We start from the raw sequence: 17,445 nt of genomic DNA on the forward strand, positions 1-17,445 counted from the left end.
CACCTTTCACTATCTTTGAATAAGATAGGAGTCGGTTCGGCAGAGTCAAAGTTGAAAGCTGCGTTTTCCTTTGCCTCTACTCTCACCTTTCACTATCTTTGAATAAGATAGGAGTCGGTTCGGCATAGTCAAAGTTGAAAACTGCGTTTTCCTTTGCCTCTACTCTCACCTTTCACTATCTTTGTAACAACTAAAAAACAAGAAACCATGGCAACCATTTTCAGTCGTATTGTAGCCGGTGAAATTCCGTGCTACAAAGTAGCCGAGGACGAGAATTATTTTGCATTCCTCGACATCAATCCCGTAGCCAAAGGGCATACGCTGGTGATTCCGAAAAAGGAGGTCGACTATATCTTCGATCTCGACGACGAGGCTTATGTAGGTCTCACCCGCTTCGCCAAACGGGTGGCCCGGGCTATCGAGAAGGCCGTGCCCTGCAAACGGGTAGGTGTGGCCGTGATGGGTCTCGAAGTGCCTCATACGCACATTCATCTGGTGCCTATCAACCACGAGTCCGATATGAATTTCTTCCGCGACAAGCTGTCGCTCGACGCTGCCGAAATGCAGTCTATTGCCGATGCGATTGCTCGCGAAATGAAGTGATGAGGAGATAGACCAAGATAACGACGGGGCGGCTCAAAAACAGTTTTGGGCCGCCCTGTTGGTATGTTGGCATGGGATAAGTATTAGTATATATTAAAGAGGTAGGTATGCGTGCCAGAGGTTACTCTCTATTTGATTTCTCGGCGAGCAGGCGCTTGCGCAGAAACTTGGCAGGATACCAGGCGGTAACGAAGCCCAGGATGAGGACGATGGCGGTGACGGCCAGCGTGTCGAACAGTTCGAGCCGTACGGGGTAGGCGTCGGTGATGAACATACCCTCGGTGCTGCCCAGCTTCAGCAACCCGTACTCCTGTTGCAGGTAGCAGAGTATTACCCCCAGAATGAGGCCCGAACCGGCCCCGATAGCCGAGATGAGCCACCCCTCGGCCAGGAATATGCGCGAGATGAGTCGGTCGTCGGCTCCCAGTTTTTGCAGGGTGTCGATGTCGCGTTTCTTGTCGATGATGAGCATCGAGAGGGCGCCTATCACATTGAAGGTGGCAATCATCAGGATAAACGAGAGGATGAGGAAGGTAATCCACTTCTCAATCTGTACCCACTTGTACCAGTCGTTCTGCTCGATGTGGGTAGCCACGCGGTACGAGTCGCCCAAAGTCTCTTTCAGCTTCTGGGCCACGGCATGCTCGGTGTAGTCGGGAGCGAGGCGCAGCTCGATGGCGGTTGCCTCGGTGGTGTAGCTGAACATCTCGCGGGCGGTGGCCAGGGGCAGAATCACCAGTTGGTCGTCGTAGATGGCCTGGTTGGAGCAGAAGACGCCGGCCACGAAGAAACGCCTGCTGTTGAACGATTGTGCCGGGTTGGCCAGATTGACCCGTCCCAGCCGGTTGGGAGCATAGAGCTCTACGGGGTAGGGGGTGTTGGTGGCGATACCCAGTTGGGCGGCAATGCCTATGCCCAGCGATACATAGTCGACTCGCCCGTCGTTGAGCATGAAGGTGCCGCTGGTGATAAGCTCCTCGATGTGCGACAGCTGGGTATAGTTGTCGGGAACCCCTTTTACCAGCACCGGTTGCTGGCGGTCCTTGTATTGGCACAGGGCATTCTCCTCGATGACGGGCGAGACGATGGCCACCTCGGGCCACGAAGCTATCTGTTTCAGCTCGGGAGCCTCGGTATCGAGCGTTTTCCCCTCACGCGGGGTAATCTTGATTTGCGGGTCTATCTGCGAATAGAGCGACCCGATCAGCTGCGTGAATCCGTTGTAGACCGACAGGGTGCAGATGAGTGCCAGCGTGGTAATGGCCACCCCGCACACCGATACGATCGATATGGCATTGATGGCGCTGTGCGACTTCTTGGAGAAAAGGTAGCGCCAGGCAATTTTGCGGGAGAGCCGACTCATCGGTATACGCTATTTTTTCAACAGCGAGTCGATGTTCTCGATGTAGTCGAGCGAGTCGTCGAGGAAGAACGAGAGTTCGGGTGTCTTTCGCAACTGGAAGCGCACGCGCTGCGACAGTTCGTAGCGTATGGTCTTGGCGTTGGCGTTGATGTTGGCAATCATTTCGGCGCTCTTTTCGGGCGGGAAGATGCTCAGGTAGGCTTTGGCCGTACTCAGGTCGGGGCTGACGCGTACCACGCTCACCGAGATGATGATGCCGTGGGTCTTGCGGGTTTCGCCCAGAAAAATGTCGCTCAGCTCCTTCTGCAGCAGGCGGCTTATTTTGTTCTGTCGTGTTGTTTCCATATATAGCTCCTTTTTTTAGATATAACCAAGTTGAGTGGGTAAAGATTGTGTGGCATTACGGTTTTTTCCACAAAATGGTGAGCCCGTCGCGCAGGGGCAGAATCACCTTCTCTACCCGGTTGTCGGTGGCGACGAAGTCGTTGAAGCGTTCGATGCCCACCGTTTGGGCGTCGCGGCTGTGCGGGTCGGTCACCACCTTGCCGTCCCACAGGGTATTGTCGGCCAGGATGATACCCCCCGGCCGCACCTTGGGCAACACCAGCTCGTAATACTTCAGATAGTCGCGCTTGTTGGCGTCGATAAACACGAGGTCGTAGGTGTCGGCAAGGGAGGGGACAATCTCGCAGGCGTCGCCTATGTACAGTTTGATGCGGTCGCCTACGGGCGAGCGGTCGAAGTAGCTGCGGGTGAAGTCTTCGATTTCGTCGTCGATTTCGATGGTATGCACTTCGCCCCCTTCGCACAACCCCTCGGCCAGGCAGAGGGCCGAGTAGCCGGTGAAGGTGCCCAGCTCGAGGATGCGGTGCGGCCGCATCATGCGACAGAACATCTTGAGAATGCGCCCTTGCAGATGGCCCGACACCATGCGGGGCCGCAGGTGATACAGGTGCGTATTCCGGTCGAGCGCGGCAAGCAGTTCGTCCTCGGGGTCGATGTGGGTCAATATGTACTCTTCCAGTTCGCGGGTCATGCTTCGGCGTCTTCGATATTGGGCAAGGTATAGTGGTTGAAGTTGTCGAGCACTTCGCTTATCCGGTTTATCTCGAGGAATGTGGTGCCCTTTCCTTCGCCGAATCCTCCGCCCAGGTAGGCAATGAGGTCGTCACGGTCGATGAGGTGCAGCTCCATGAGGTGGTTCAGGCCGTTGAACAGGTATTCGCGCGAGGTGCGGGTGCGCTCCTGATAGAGGGGGAATACGCCGTAAGAGAGAGCCAGCAACCGTATGGTGCGCTCGTAGTAGCAGAGAGCCAGCACCGGGTAGCGTCCCCGGTAGGCAGCCACATAGCGGGCGGTGCGGCCCGTATAGCTGTCGGTGATGATGGCCTTTGTACCCAGTTTGTTGAAGGTCTTTACCGCCTGTTTGGCCAGGAACGAGGTGACGTCGGGTTCGTCGGCCGACGAAATGACCCGGATGTTGCTCTCGGTGAGCTTGTTGTTTTCGGCCTCCTCGGCTACGCGGGCCATGGTGGCTACCGCCTCGACGGGATATTTGCCGTAGGCCGTCTCGCCGCTGAGCATGAGGGCGTCGGTGTGCTGGTAGATGGCGTTGGCTATGTCGGTTACCTCGGCACGGGTGGGCCGGGGGTTCTTGATCATCGAGTGGAGCATCTGGGTGGCGACGATAACCGGCTTTTTGGCCTGGATGCACTTCTTGATGAGGCGGGCCTGGATGCCGGGAATCTTCTCCTGGGGTACCTCGATACCCAGGTCGCCGCGGGCTACCATCACGCCGTATGCGGCCTCGAGTATCTCGTCGATGTTGTCCACACCCTCCTGGTTTTCGATTTTGGCGATAATCTTGATCGGGCTCTTATACTCGTCGAGAATGGCCTGAATGTCGAGCACATCCTGTTTGCTGCGCACGAACGAGTGGGCAATGAAGTCGATTTCCTGCTTGATGGCATAGCGGATGTTGCGGATGTCGCGCTCGGTGAGCGAGGGGAGGTTGATGCGCACGCCCGGCACGTTGACACTCTTGCGGGCTCCCAGTTCGCCGTTGTTGAGCGACTCGCACAGCAGTTCGTCGTTCTCTTTGCCGCGTACGATGAACTCGAGTTCGCCGTCGTCGATGAGGATGTGGCTGCCCACCTCCAGGTCTTGGGCAAAGTTGGGGTAGCTTACCCCGATGTATCCGTGGCCGGTGAGGGTCCCCTCGCGGCCGGTAATGCGCACGAAGTCGCCCGTGACAAACGACAGATTGTTACCGTCGGCCAGTGCGGTGGTGCGCACCTCGGGGCCCTTGGTATCCATCAGGATGGCTATTTTGTTGGAGACGGCGCGCACGTTGTCGATGATTTTGCGGAATCCCTCTTCCTGCAGGTGGGCCGAGTTCATACGAACGACATTCATGCCGTTGTCGTAGAGTTGTTTGATGAAGTCGACATCGCAGCGCGAGTCGGATATGGTCGCTACTATTTTCGTGTATTTGGACATAGGTGAAAGGGGTTTATCGTTTTTTTTCAATCAAAGCCTCGATGGCAAGTCGGTACGAGTCGAGTCCGAACCCGATAATCGAGCCGGCAACGGCTGCCGCTATCATGGATTTGTGGCGGTACTCCTCGCGGGCGTGGATATTGGAAATGTGTACCTCGACCACGGGAGCCGGTACGGCACGTATGGCATCGCTCAAGGCGATGGAGGTGTGGGTGTAGGCTCCGGCATTGAGCACGATGCCGTCGCAAGAGAACCCCGCCTCTTGAATCTTGTCGATGAGTTCGCCCTCGATATTGGACTGGAAATAGCCGATGCGGTGGTCGGCATAGCGCTGTTGCAACTCGCCGAGAAAGTCGTCGAAACTTTTTTCCCCGTAAATGCTCTTTTCCCGTTTGCCCAACAAGTTGAGGTTGGGCCCGTTGATAATGAGTATATCCATAATAACAATCTTTTTTGTACGGAGAGTCTCTCTGCCGATTGTCCCTCCGGCCTTTTTGTCTATTTAGATTCGATGCGATAGGATACGGCTCGGCATAGTCCAATTTGAAAGTTTTGTTTTCAGTTGTCTCTGCTCTCGCCTTTCACTATCTTTAGATAAGACAGGATGCGGCTCGGCAAAAAATCTCAAACGAGTTTGATTTTTCTGCACTCGCCTTTCACTATCTTTACAGAAGATAGGAGTCGGCTCGGCATAGCCAAAACACGAAACTCCGTTTCGGTTTGTCTCTGCGCTCGCCTTTCACTATCTTTAGATAAGACAGGATACGGCTCGGCAAAAAATCTCAAACGAGTTTGATTTTTCTGCTCTCGCCTTTCACTATCTTTGCCCTGAAAGCCGATGCTCCGGGATATTCTCCCTAAGATAGGGCAAAATTACGGAAAAAAATGATATATCGGATAAAAAGAGTATGCCAAAAGTCGATGCAGATAATTTGTTGAAGCGTTTTGGGCGCTATTTGAAGTTGGAACGAGGGCTTTCCACCAATACGGTAGAGGGCTATCAATGCGATGTCGAGAAGCTTGTGGATTTTATTCAGACCGAGAATCTCGATTGGAGTCAGGTTACCGGCGACGACCTGCACCGGTTTGTATGCACGTTGCAAGACCTGGGCATCGGAGCCCGGTCGCAGGCTCGCATCATCTCGGGAATCAAGTCGTTTTTCGGTTTCCTGAAGTTGGAGAAGCTCATCGAGAACGACCCTTCGGAGTTGATCGAGAGTCCGAAGCTGGGGGTGAAGTTGCCCGATGTGCTCACGGTCGATGAGGTAGACCGTATGGTCGAGTCGTTCGACCTGTCGCAACCCGAGGACCGTCGCAACCGAGCCATCATCGAGACCCTCTATGGTTGCGGGTTGCGGGTGTCGGAGCTGGTGGGGCTGCGTATCTCCGACCTCTATTTGACCGACGGTTATATCATTGTCGAGGGCAAGGGCGAGAAGCGTCGCCTCGTTCCCATCTCGCAGAACGCGATACGCGAGATAAACCTCTATCTGGAAGACCGGCGGGAGCTCGACATCAAGCGGGGCAGCGAAGATATTCTGTTTTTGAACCGGCGGGGGGCGAAGCTTACCCGGGTGATGGTCTACTATATTGTGAAACGGGCCTGCGAGCGGTGTGGCATTCGCAAGCAGGTGAGCCCCCACACGCTGCGTCATACCTTTGCCACCCACCTGCTCGAGGGGGGGGCCAACCTGCGGGCCATTCAACAGATGTTGGGGCACGAGAGCATCACCACCACCGAGATATATACCCACCTCGACAGGCAGTTCCTGCGGCAGGAAATCTTGCAATATCATCCCCGAAACCAGCGGAAAGCCCCCAATAAAGGGGGTTAGAGAAAAAAAATTGTATAAAAATAGTGAGAGTGTTCTATTTTTGTTTATTTTTGCCTTTAAATATGAAATGCACTAATTCTGTTCTTCAAAATAGGAAAGGAAATATTTCAAAAATAAGTGTAACCAAACAATTATTATTATGATTAAGAAAATCTATCTTCCCCTAATGCTTCTCATGACATTGGCATTTGTAGGGTGTAACAAAGACATGAAGCCGTTATCGGCCGATTATTTTACGGTGACCCCTTCTCCTCTTGAAGTAGTAGGTGGCCAGGTTCCTGCAACCATTACGGGAACTTTCCCTGAAAAGTATTTCGATAAGAAATCGGTAGTTACAGTAACTCCCTACCTGGTTTACGCCGAGGGTGAAACTGCCGGTACTCCGTTTGTTTATCAAGGGGAAAAGGTAGAAGGTAACGACCAAGCCATTTCGTACAAAATGGGTGGTGTTGTTTCCATGCCTGTAAACTTCAAATACATTCCCGAGATGCGTAAATCGGAACTGCAACTGGCTTTCAAAGTTCAAAGAGGTAACAAAACGTATGAATTGCCTCGTGTAACGGTTGCCGAGGGTGTCGTTTCTACGGCCGAAATCGCCAACGCTCAAGAGGTGAACCCCGCTATCACGCCCGACAAGTTCCAACGTATTATCAAAGAGACCTACTCGGCCGACATCATGTTCCTCATCCAACAGGCCAACCTGCGTGCTGAGCAACTGAAATCGGAAGAGATGAAAGCTCTCCACAACGAAATCAACGCTGCTGCTACGGCTCCCAACAAAGAGTTGACCAACATCAACATTTCGTCTTACGCTTCGCCTGATGGTGGTGTGAAACTGAATACCACGCTGGCCGAGAACCGTGAGAAGAATACGGTTAACTACATGAAGAAGAGCTTGAAGAAAGACAAAGTTGAAGCCGACATGACTGCCGAATTTACGGCTCAAGACTGGGAAGGTTTCCAAGAACTGGTTTCGAAATCGAACATCCAAGACAAAGAGCTCATCCTGAACGTACTTTCGATGTACTCCGACCCCGAACAACGCGAACGTGAAATCAAGAACATGTCGTCGGTATTCAAAGTATTGGCCGAGGAGATTCTCCCGCAACTGCGTTATTCGAGAATCACGGCTTCGGTGAACGTAATCGGTAAATCGGACGAGGAAATCTCGAAACTGGCTCAAGAAGATGCTAAAGCCCTCTCGGTTGACGAACTGCTCTACGCTGCTACGCTGGTTAAGACCAACAAAGAGAAAGCTGCCATCTATACGAAAGTAGTTGAAATCTATCCGAACGACTACCGTGGTTACAACAACCTGGGTATGGTTCAATACGAAGAAGGCGACCTCGCTGCTGCCAAAGCTAACTTCGACAAGGCTGCCCGCATCGCTCCCAATACTCCCGAGGTGGCTATGAACCAAGGTTTGATCGCTCTCTCGAACAGCGATTACGCTGCCGCCGAACAAGCCTTTGGCAAATCGGCCGGTGTTGAGGAACTCAACGAAGCTCTGGGTGTATTCTACATGAAGAAAGGCGACTACAACGCAGCCGTAAAAGCATTTGGCGATGTTAAATCGAACAACGCCGCTCTGGCTCAAATCTTGGTAAAAGATTACAGCAAGGCTAAAGCTACGCTGGCCGGTGTTGAAACTCCCAATGCCAACACGTACTACCTGATGGCTGTTCTGGGTGCTCGTACCAACAACGAACAAATGGTTGTTTCGAACCTGAAGAAAGCTATCAGCATGGATTCTGCAAAAGCTCAACAAGCTGCTACCGATCTTGAATTTGCCAAATTCGACATCACTTCGCTTGTAAAATAAGTTAGCAGATAAATAGACCATCATAGGGCCGAGGTTGCATGTGCAACCCCGGCCCTCTTTTTTCTCCGAAAGGCAAAGTTGCCTGAAAGAGGGTTTTTGTTTCAGTTTGTTCGCCTGGGAGCGTGATAATTACGGTTAAACTTGTACATTTGCAAAAAAAATACAGATTCGTAACAATGAAAAGTCATAAGAACCTTTGGGCCCTCTTGCCGGTCCTGTTGTTTGTCGTCTTGTCGTTTATCTATTTCTCGCCCGACGTTGTCGAAGGCAAGATTCTGTTCCAACACGATACCCAGCAGGGGTTGGCCATAGGCCACGAAGCCAAGACCTACGCCGAGCAAACGGGCGAAATGCCTCGCTGGACCGGCTCGGTATTCTCGGGTATGCCTACCTTCCAGATTGCACCCACCTACTCGAGCAACGCTCCGCTGAAGGGGTTGCAGCACGTCTATAACCTGTGGCTGGTATCGCCCGTGTCGCTGGTCTTCATCATGATGCTGGGCTTCTATATTCTGCTGCTCACGCTCAACGTGCGGTGGTATCTGGCGGCCTTCGGTGCGGTGGCTTATGCCTTTTCGTCCTACTTCTTTATCATTATTGCGGCGGGCCATATCTGGAAGTTCATCACGCTCGCCTACATTCCCCCTACGATTGCCGGCATCATTCTGGCCTATCGGGGGCGCTATCTGTTGGGTGGAGCCCTGGCGGCACTCTTCGGCGCGTTGCAAATCATGTCGAACCACGTGCAGATGTCCTACTACTTCCTCTTTGTCATCTGTGCCGTAGTCGTTGCCTATGGCGTGGAGCACTACCGCTCGCACACCATGCCGCGCTTTTTCAAGGCCACCGGCGTGTTGCTGGTAGCTGCCGTGCTGGCCGTGGGTGCCAATGCTTCGAATCTGTATCACACCTACAAATATTCCAAAGAGTCGATGCGTGGAGGCCATACCGAGCTCTCTTCGCCCGATGGCGACAAGGTGGCCAAACCGGCCGGAAGCGGTCTGGACAAAGAGTATATCACCCAGTGGAGCTACGGCAAGATGGAGACTCTCACCCTCCTGATTCCCGACAGCAAGGGTGGTGCCAGCGGTCCGCTCTCTGAGAGCGAGCGGGCGGTGAAGGCGGCCAATCCCGAGATTCGTCCCTACCTGTCGCAGCTCGATCGTTATTGGGGCGACCAGCCCTTTACCTCGGGCCCGGTCTATGTGGGTGCCCTCATCTTCTTCCTCTTCGTGCTGGGTTGCTTCATCGTGCGCACGCCGCTCAAGTGGGCCTTGCTGGTGGTGACGATTCTGACCGTCATGCTTTCGTGGGGTAAGAACATGATGTGGCTCACCGACTGGTTTATCGACTACTTCCCCATGTATAATCGGTTCCGCACGGTGTCGAGCATCCTGGTGGTGGCCGAGTTCTGCATGCCGCTGCTGGCCGTGCTGGCGCTGAAAAAGATATTCGACGACCCGTCGATACTCTCGCGTGAGAAACGGTGGTTCTACCTGAGCGGCGGCATTGTGGCCGGTATCGCTCTGCTGGCGGCTCTGGCTCCCGGCTTCTTCGATACCTTCCTGAAAGACTATGAGCGCGAAGCCGCCGGTCAACCCGGTTATGCCGAACTCTTTGCCGGTGTGGCCGAAGCCCGCAAGGCTATCTTCACGGCCGATGCCTGGCGATCGTTCATCATCGTGGTGCTGGGCTTTGCCGTGCTGTGGCTGCTCAATCGGAAGAAGGTGAGTGCTACCGTGGCCATGGTGGCCCTGGCGGTGATTCTGGTAGGCGATATGTATCCGGTCAACAAGCGCTATCTCAACAGCGACAACTTCGTGACACCGGCCCGCAAGACCAATCCCTTCCCCATGACCGATGCCGACCGCTATATCCTGCAAGACAAGGACATGAACTACCGGGTGCTCAATGCGGCGGCCGGCGAGACGCTGGCAGCCAGTTTCAACGAGCCCCGCACGTCGTATTACCACAAGTCGGTCGGCGGCTACCACGCCGCCAAATTGCGCCGCTATCAAGACCTGATAGACCGTCAGCTCGTCAATGGCAACATGATGGTACTGAACATGCTCAATACCCGCTACATCATACAGCCGCTCGAGGATGGGCGCGAGACCGTCGTGCGCAACCCCGGAGCGCTGGGCAACGCCTGGTTTGTATCGGAGGTCGAGTGGGTCGACAATGCCGATGCCGAGATGGCAGCCATTACCGACTTCGACCCGTCGCACACGGCGGTGGCCGATCGCCGCTTTGCCCGGGAGATTGGCGACAAGGTGGTTCCCCCCGCAGCCGGCGACACCATCTACGAGACTGCCTACAAGCCCGACGAGCTTACCTATCGCTACCGTTCGCAACAAGGCGGTTTAGCGGTCTTCTCCGAGATTTATTTCCCTTGGGGCTGGCAGGTGACTGTCGACGGGAAACCCATCGATATGGCGCGTGTAAACTACGTGTTGCGGGCTGTCAATCTGCCGGCCGGCGAACACGAAGTGATATTCCGGTTTGACCCGCCCTCGGTACATACGACCGAAGCCATTGCCTATGTGTCGCTCTTCCTCATCCTGGCCGGCTTTGTGGGCACGGGGGTAGTCTATTGGCGTCGTCGTAAATCGGTACCGCAAGCCTAAAAGCCGTAGTCTATGCAGAAGAAGTTCTGGAAGGAGTATACCTCGCCGATGAGCCGCATGCGTCAAGCCTGGGGCTTCGGTATCCACTCGCCCTTTGCCTTTCGTCTCATCACGAAGGTGATACGCGAGAAGGCCCGTTATTATGCCTACGACGATGTAGAGGCAATAGCTCGTGCTCGTGTCATTGATGCCCTTCAGCGGCGGCAGAAACGGCAGCGACGGCTCATCTCCAAGAGCCGGGGGCGTCTCTTTTTTCGGCTGACCAACTTCTTCCGGCCCGACGACATTCTCGAGATAGGCTCTTCGTGGGGCATCTCGTCGCTCTATTTGCGGCTGGCCGAGCGTTCGGCACGTCTGACGATAGTCGAGCCGAATGCCGAGATTGGCAGTTTTGCCGAACAGCTCTTTGCCGAGGCCGGCGAGCAGGCCGAATTTGTGCGGGAACCTCATGCCATTGCACTCCCCGATTATCTGGCCGGTGAGCACGAGGGTTTCTATATCGTGGTCAATCGTCTGCCCAAGGCTCAGTATCGGGCGTTGCCCCGGTTGCTCGACCCGGCGCTCGACAAGCCTTCGATATTGATAATCGACGGCATTCGCCGGAATAGTGCGGTGAAAGAGTGGTGGGAGTCGCTCCTCAAGGACGAGCGGGTGCGCGTGACGGTCGACATGAAAAATGTGGGGTTTGTCTGCTGCAATCCCAAACTGAACAAACAGGATTATCAGGTATCGTTGTAAGGGGGCCTATTCGGCCAGAATTTTGCGGATGGCGGCCTCGTCGGCTACCAGTTGGGCCTGCAGTGCCTCGATGTGGGCAAACGTCTGTTCGGGGCGTATATACTGCACCAGCTCCACCGCTAAAGCCTCGCCATAGAGATTGCCTGCGAAGTCGAAGATATTGGCCTCGATACAGTAGTCGTTGGGGCGGTTCAGGGTAGGGCGGTTGCCGATGTTGAGCATGCCGCCGTAGCGATGTCCGTCGGCCCGTACAATCCGCACGGCATATACCCCGTTTGCCGGAATCAGCTTATCGGGGTAGTCGATGTCGATATTGGCCGTGGGGAATCCCAGCTCGCGCCCCACATGAAAACCGTTCACCACATGCCCGTGAAGCGTATAGGGGTATGACAGCAGGTGGTTGGCTGTGGCCAGGTCGCCCTGCAACAGCAGCTTGCGAATGATCGACGAGCTCACCGGCCCGGCGTCGGTCACCAGCTCCTCGGCGTGTAGAATCTCCATCCCCAGCTCCTTGCCATATTTCACATAGTCGTCGAATCCCTCGGCCCGATTGTGACCGAATCGATGGTCGTAGCCGATAATCAGCCCCTTGACCCGGTACTGCGACGACAGCACCCGAAGGAAGTCGAAGGCCGAGAGCATGGACATCTCGCGGGTAAAGTCGAGAAAAATCACGCGGTCGACACCCGTTTGCCGCAGCAACGCCTCGCGTTCGTCGGGCGAAGTGAGCAGGCGAAACGGCACCTCGGGGTGCAACACCTGTTGCGGGTGCGTGCGAAACGAAATCACGGCCGATGCCAGTCGACGTGCAGCCGCTTCGGCCTCGACCCGGGCAATCACGGCCCGGTGGCCGCGGTGCACACCATCGAATACGCCCAGCGTAGCAAACAGCGGTTGGTTCGGAGCTATGTCGGTCGGTCGGGTGGTCATGGGCGAGAGTTGAAAAAGTCGATAATGCCGCAGTCGGGCGTTACGAGATGAGTCTTGAATCCGAGAGCCGCGGCGGCATCGAGGTTCTTTTGCGAGTCGTCGAAGAAGAGCGTCTCCTGCGGTACGATGTGCGACGAGGCAATCACCTTCTCGAAAATCTCGGCATTCGGTTTGCAAGCTTTCAGCCGGTAAGAGAGGTAGATGTCGTCGAAATAATCCTCCACCGTCAGCCCCTCCTGGGCAAAACAGTCGGCAATCTTCGTATCGAACATGATGGGATTGGTGTTACTCAGCATCATCACCCGGTAGTGGCTGCGCAACCGGCGCAACAACTGCAGACGCTCGACGGGGATACCTACGAGAAACGCGTTGATGGCATCGACGATGTCGCGGTCCGACACCCCGTCACGACCGATGCGACGGTGCATGTAAGCCAGAAAATCGGCCGCCGATATTTCGCCGGCCTCCAGTTTCATAAACTCGCCCTGCTGGCCATACAGCCCCAGCATGTTGGCCGCCTGCGTGTCGCCCAGCGCCGCCAGCGCATCGACGCACCGCTGCTGGTCGAGGTCGATAATCACCCCGCCCAAGTCGAAAAGCAAATTGCGAATACCCGTCAATGAAGCCTCCATAGCTCTACAAGTTAAGTGATGCAAAAGTAGCGAATTTTGTGCAGCTATCGGGTATTTGTAAAGAGAATTTAGTACATCCGGGCCTGTTGCCGGGAGGCCCTGGCCGCTTCGATTGCACGATAGGCAGCCGTCGGCAATCCTCGACTCAGCCGCAATATCTGTCGTTGAACTCTGCCCGGACTCTATCGTCGCGATATTTTCGAGAAAAAACGGCAAAATATTTGTGGCTTTCTATGAAAACCGCTATCTTTGCACTCGCTTACGGAAATATCCGTGCCGGTCCTATAGCTCAGTTGGTTAGAGCATCTGACTCATAATCAGGGGGTCCTTGGTTCAAGCCCAAGTGGGACCACAACTTCAGAAAATCTATCAGGCGAAGCTCCCGCAGAGTTTCGCCTTTTTTATTTTGCCTCGTTTCGATACGCTCTCAAAAAATAGGCCGGGAGCATTGTCGCAATGTTCCCGGCCCGGTATCACTTATCTATCTTTCGAAAACTCAATTCTCATGGTTGAGCTCTACTTCACGTGTATGAGAAAAACATGTTTTGTCGTTACATATCTATCCGTTTCTTGAGTACCCGGCTTTTTTCAGCCAAGAATCCCATGACATGGCTCTCGATAGAGAGGTCGATTGTACTGGTTAGATAAGACGCATCGCGATTGGCTACGGCCAGCACAAAGTCTTTCACAATACCGAAATCGCCGCCGGCATGGCCTTCGTATCCCGGCAAGGAAGAAATATCCTTATTCCATACCAGTTGTTTACGGGTGAGAAAATCGGTAACGGTAAACTTCTTCATATCACCCTCGATCCATCCTTTTGTTCCCATAATGCGGGTCAGACGACCACCGGTTGCCGTAAATGCCTCCATCGAAAAGGCGCCGGTTATGTTGCCGTCGAACTCGAGAGAAGCCACGAAATGGTCGCACTGGTCGTTGTTGCAACGGTAGACGCATTGTCCATACTCCGATGTTCTCAACTTTTCCAAAATGAGGCTGTCGTATTTCCGGTTGTGACAATCATTGTCGGGTATATCGAAAACATACAGGAACTGACGCTGTTCCAGATAGATTTTTTTTGCGGAGTAGGGGCATTCCGATTCTACCGGGCAGTCGAGGCATCGAGCGGTAGAACCTTCGGGAGCATTCTCCCGCTTGAACAGTTTCAATCCGCCATAAGCCGACACCGACTTGCACGGTTTGTTGACCAGCCATCGCATCATATCCATATCGTGGCACGATTTGGCAATAATGATAGGGGTGGTATCTTTCGAACTTTTCCAATTTCCCCGTACATACGAGTGGGCCATGTGATAGAATCGGATACACTCCATATGCTGTATGCTCACCAAATCGCCAATCTTCCCCGAGTCGAGCACCTTTTTTAGAGCAATAAAATAGGGTGCATACCGCAACACATGGCAAATACCCACAATGCGGTCGTACCGCTTGGCATACTTCAAAATATCGGTACACTCTTTAATCGATTGTGCTACAGGCTTTTCCAATAGCAAATCATAACCGGCAGCCATCGCTTTCAAAGCCGGTGCATAGTGCAGGTTATCGGGTGTGGCAATAATCACCGCATCGGCAAACTTTGGCCGACTGAACACTTCACTCCAATCGTCAAAGCAATTTTCATCGGGTATCTGGTACAGATTCTTCATATACTCCTGTCGCTCCCGATTTATATCGGCAACACCCACAATCTTGAGCGATTTGGGATAATGCTCGGAGTAGCTGGCATACGTGCGACCACGGGCACCAGCCCCAATGACAATGGCCGTTACCGGCTTGTCGACCACGGCTTCCTGGCTCTCCAAATCCGATTCAAGCAGTTTGGCCAAATCGTCCGAACCGGCTGTGGCCGAGCCATTCAACGACTCTACAGTCTGCGATATGGCCTTGAAATCGGATAGAGCGGCAGCAACAGTCGTTGCTCCCATCAGCCTTAAAAATTCACTTCTTTTCATGTTCTAACACTACAAAAATAAGCGACGGCCCCGATATCCCGGACTAAAAGAAGATACCGGGGTCCGTCGTTAGAAAACCAATTTACTACTACTTCTTCACGATAAAAGGTTTGGTCAATCGACCTTCGTCGGTCGACAATACCAGATAATAAACACCTTCAGGCATATCGACTGTCGAGATAGCCTCGTCGATTACATCGCCATAGAATGCCTTGCTCCATACGCTGGTACCCAACGGAGTCACAATGTTGACTTGAGCCCGTACGCTCTTACCGAAGCTGGCCTTCATGGTTATTTCGCCATAAGCCACTGTGGGATATAACTGGAATGAATCGGCGCTTATACCCTCTATGCTACTGGGATCGTCGTTGGAAAGTATCATTTGCAGTTCCAGTTCATCGTCGCAACCCGACGCACCGGTAGCTTTCACCGTAAAGCTGTAAATGCCCTCTTCATTCGACTCGGAAGGAGTTCCCGAAATAAGTCCTTCGGGCGACAAGGTAAGGCCATCGGGCAAGGCCCCACCAGTAAGCGCACATGTAATACCCTCGCCCTCTATCTCGAGTTGGAGCGAATAGGGATAGCCTATATAGGCATCGGGACAATGGTCGGTCACGATAAACACATCGCAGCCTTCACCCGACTTGATAACCAGCGTGTACTCTTTCTGAATAGACGATGCTTCGTCCGATACCTGAAGCGTAAACGTGAACGAACCATTCTTGGTAGGAGTTCCCGAGATAGCCCCGTCGTCGCTCAACGAAAGTCCATCGGGGAGTGCACCCTCGGTAATCTCAAACGACACAGCACCTTCGGTATTGTCGACAACGATATTGCTGTAATAGGGCTCACCAACGACTCCTGCTTCGAGAGTCTTGGTCTTCACCATCAGTACATAGGAATACAACACCGTGTACACATCATAATCGCCTACAAAAGGAAGCGTGAGGTCTACACCATCGAAGACCGTAGAGCCGTTATTGTGATGACCTGTCACATAGACTTTATCACAATCGGGCGACATGGTTACGCACCAGGCTATCTCGTGCTGGTTGGCGTTATCGGGAGTAATGGTCTTTTCAAGTTGTACCAGTTCCCAAGTTTCACCGTCATATTTAGCAAAGTAACCATCATGGCCTTTGGAAGTATACTCCTTAGACTCGCCGCGGGGATTCATGTTCACGGCCGTTCCGCCTTTGGAGCCATCGCCATTTATATTACCTGCCACATACACATCGTCGTTCTTGTCGATGAACAGAGCCTTTGACTCGTCGCGACCGCTTCCACCCAGGTTCATACCGTCCAGATAGGCTCCCGCAGGTGAATACTTAATCAGGAACGAATCGAAATTTCCATTGAACCCGAGAGCCGGTTGTCCCTCAGGAGTAACAGCCGATTGGCAGTGCCCCCAGATATAAACATTCCCTTGAGAGTCGGAATCGATTGAGCGAGTATCGATACGGTTGGAGTTCTTTACATGGGTAATCCACTGTCCCACACCCTCGCGAGAGAGTTTGGCCACATAAGTATCCTGGGTAGACTCACCGCCTATGTCGGTTGTAATAGACTCCCCATCGGTACCGGTGAGGGTAAACGAAGAACCAAAACGGCCGGTAAGCAGGATATTCTCGTCTTTATCCAGTTTCACGTCCCAGCCATAAGAATATTTGGGGCCAAAGCCTGCAATAGCCCACTGGCATTCCAGCGAACTGTTGTAGCATGCCAAAAAGGTGCCGGTATCAGTTCCACCAATAGTCACGCTCTTTCCGTTTCCGAAATCGGTCTGTCCTATGGTCGAACCCGTCACGTAGATAAGGCCTTCGCTGTCGGTAGCAACCGAGTTACACAGAGAAGCTCCCGTACCTTTTATCACGGCCGAGTTTTTATAGGTTCCGTCTTTACCATAGACTACAATGCAGGCATCGGTCGACTGAGTAGCACTCCAGGTCTGGTCGGTGCCATCGATAGTTACGTCGCCCGCAATTTTGCCCACGGCCACAATGTCGCCACCCGAGGTAACCGCAATGCGCTCAAACGAATCGTCTTTCGTACCACCGACTCCTCGAGCCCACTGGAAATTCAGTTCGGCATCATATTTCACAAGAATAGCGTCCATACCGCCACGGCCTTTTACCATCGTACCATTGGTAAACTCGACATTACCCCGGCAAATGCCCGAAATATAATAGTTGCCGTCGGCATCGGTCAACGAACTGTACGGCTCGTCGGCCCCCGTACTACCATACGAAGCCGCCGTTTCAAACTTGGCATCTTTGGCCATAGCTTCTCCTACACAAAATAAGGGAAGCAATATAATTCCTGCTCCGATGTAAATTTTTCTTAGTTTCATAACTCCATGTTTTTAATAGTAAATAATTTAGACGACGATTAAAATTAAACTGAGAATAAGACAATATGATACT

The 17,445-nt window shown here is 53.3% G+C and carries 14 protein-coding genes and 1 tRNA gene; 6 read left to right on the plus strand and 9 right to left on the minus strand.

Annotation, left to right across the window (positions count from 1 at the left end):
- The first annotated feature begins 207 nt into the window (after positions 1-207).
- Positions 208-603, plus strand: a complete 396-nt coding sequence (locus NW211_RS08995) for an HIT family protein (protein ID WP_087407833.1) — start codon at positions 208-210, stop codon at positions 601-603.
- 121 nt (positions 604-724) lie between these two features.
- On the opposite strand, the gene NW211_RS09000 is transcribed toward NW211_RS08995, so the two are convergent.
- The 5 genes from NW211_RS09000 to aroQ are packed head-to-tail and all read right to left on the minus strand — an operon-like array spanning position 725 to position 4,904.
- Positions 725-1,966 (minus strand): ABC transporter permease, encoded by a 1,242-nt coding sequence (locus NW211_RS09000; protein WP_258327615.1) that lies wholly within the window; start codon positions 1,964-1,966, stop codon positions 725-727.
- Between the two features lie 9 nt (positions 1,967-1,975).
- Complete coding sequence (gene rbfA, locus NW211_RS09005) at positions 1,976-2,311, minus strand: 30S ribosome-binding factor RbfA (RefSeq protein WP_087407831.1); 336 nt, start codon at positions 2,309-2,311, stop codon at positions 1,976-1,978.
- 55 nt (positions 2,312-2,366) lie between these two features.
- On the minus strand, positions 2,367-3,002 hold the full coding sequence (locus NW211_RS09010) for an O-methyltransferase (protein WP_087407830.1): 636 nt from the start codon (positions 3,000-3,002) through the stop codon (positions 2,367-2,369).
- Positions 2,999-4,465, minus strand: coding sequence for a pyruvate kinase (pyk, locus tag NW211_RS09015; protein WP_087407829.1), 1,467 nt, complete (start codon positions 4,463-4,465; stop codon positions 2,999-3,001). Before pyk ends, NW211_RS09010 begins: the two co-directional genes overlap by 4 nt.
- A 13-nt stretch (positions 4,466-4,478) precedes the next feature.
- Positions 4,479-4,904 (minus strand): type II 3-dehydroquinate dehydratase, encoded by a 426-nt coding sequence (aroQ, locus tag NW211_RS09020; protein ID WP_258327616.1) that lies wholly within the window; start codon positions 4,902-4,904, stop codon positions 4,479-4,481.
- A gap of 469 nt (positions 4,905-5,373) precedes the next feature.
- Between aroQ and xerD the strand changes: the two genes are divergently transcribed.
- From xerD to NW211_RS09040, 4 genes are all read left to right on the plus strand, one after another.
- Positions 5,374-6,300, plus strand: a complete 927-nt coding sequence (xerD, locus tag NW211_RS09025; protein WP_087407827.1) for a site-specific tyrosine recombinase XerD — start codon at positions 5,374-5,376, stop codon at positions 6,298-6,300.
- Between the two features lie 139 nt (positions 6,301-6,439).
- Complete coding sequence (locus tag NW211_RS09030; protein WP_258327617.1) at positions 6,440-8,122, plus strand: tetratricopeptide repeat protein; 1,683 nt, start codon at positions 6,440-6,442, stop codon at positions 8,120-8,122.
- Between the two features lie 176 nt (positions 8,123-8,298).
- The gene (locus NW211_RS09035) at positions 8,299-10,749 is read left to right on the plus strand and encodes a YfhO family protein (RefSeq protein ID WP_258327618.1); all 2,451 of its coding nucleotides are present in this window, start codon (positions 8,299-8,301) and stop codon (positions 10,747-10,749) included.
- A gap of 12 nt (positions 10,750-10,761) precedes the next feature.
- Positions 10,762-11,487, plus strand: coding sequence for a hypothetical protein (locus NW211_RS09040; RefSeq protein WP_087407824.1), 726 nt, complete (start codon positions 10,762-10,764; stop codon positions 11,485-11,487).
- Positions 11,488-11,493: 6 nt separating this feature from the next.
- Here the strand turns inward: NW211_RS09040 and ribF are convergent, their stop codons facing one another.
- Together ribF and NW211_RS09050 are read right to left on the minus strand one after the other, a co-directional pair.
- On the minus strand, positions 11,494-12,417 hold the full coding sequence (gene ribF, locus NW211_RS09045) for a riboflavin biosynthesis protein RibF (RefSeq protein ID WP_087407823.1): 924 nt from the start codon (positions 12,415-12,417) through the stop codon (positions 11,494-11,496).
- Entirely contained in the window at positions 12,414-13,049 is a 636-nt protein-coding gene (locus NW211_RS09050; protein ID WP_258327619.1) for an HAD family phosphatase, read from the minus strand. Before NW211_RS09050 ends, ribF begins: the two co-directional genes overlap by 4 nt.
- Positions 13,050-13,327: 278 nt before the next feature.
- Here NW211_RS09050 and NW211_RS09055 point away from each other — a divergent pair.
- Positions 13,328-13,401 (plus strand) — tRNA-Ile (locus NW211_RS09055).
- A 199-nt stretch (positions 13,402-13,600) separates the two neighbouring features.
- Here the strand turns inward: NW211_RS09055 and NW211_RS09060 are convergent.
- Together NW211_RS09060 and NW211_RS09065 are read right to left on the minus strand one after the other, a co-directional pair.
- Entirely contained in the window at positions 13,601-15,022 is a 1,422-nt protein-coding gene (locus tag NW211_RS09060; RefSeq protein ID WP_258327620.1) for a Gfo/Idh/MocA family protein, read from the minus strand.
- Between the two features lie 88 nt (positions 15,023-15,110).
- Positions 15,111-17,372 carry a putative Ig domain-containing protein gene (locus NW211_RS09065; protein ID WP_258327621.1) on the minus strand — a complete coding sequence of 754 codons (2,262 nt, stop codon included), beginning with the start codon at positions 17,370-17,372 and terminating at the stop codon, positions 15,111-15,113.
- Positions 17,373-17,445 lie beyond the last annotated feature (73 nt).

Origin of the sequence: Barnesiella sp. ET7 (assembly GCF_024733785.1) — a bacterium.
GTDB lineage: Bacteria > Bacteroidota > Bacteroidia > Bacteroidales > Barnesiellaceae > Barnesiella > Barnesiella merdigallinarum.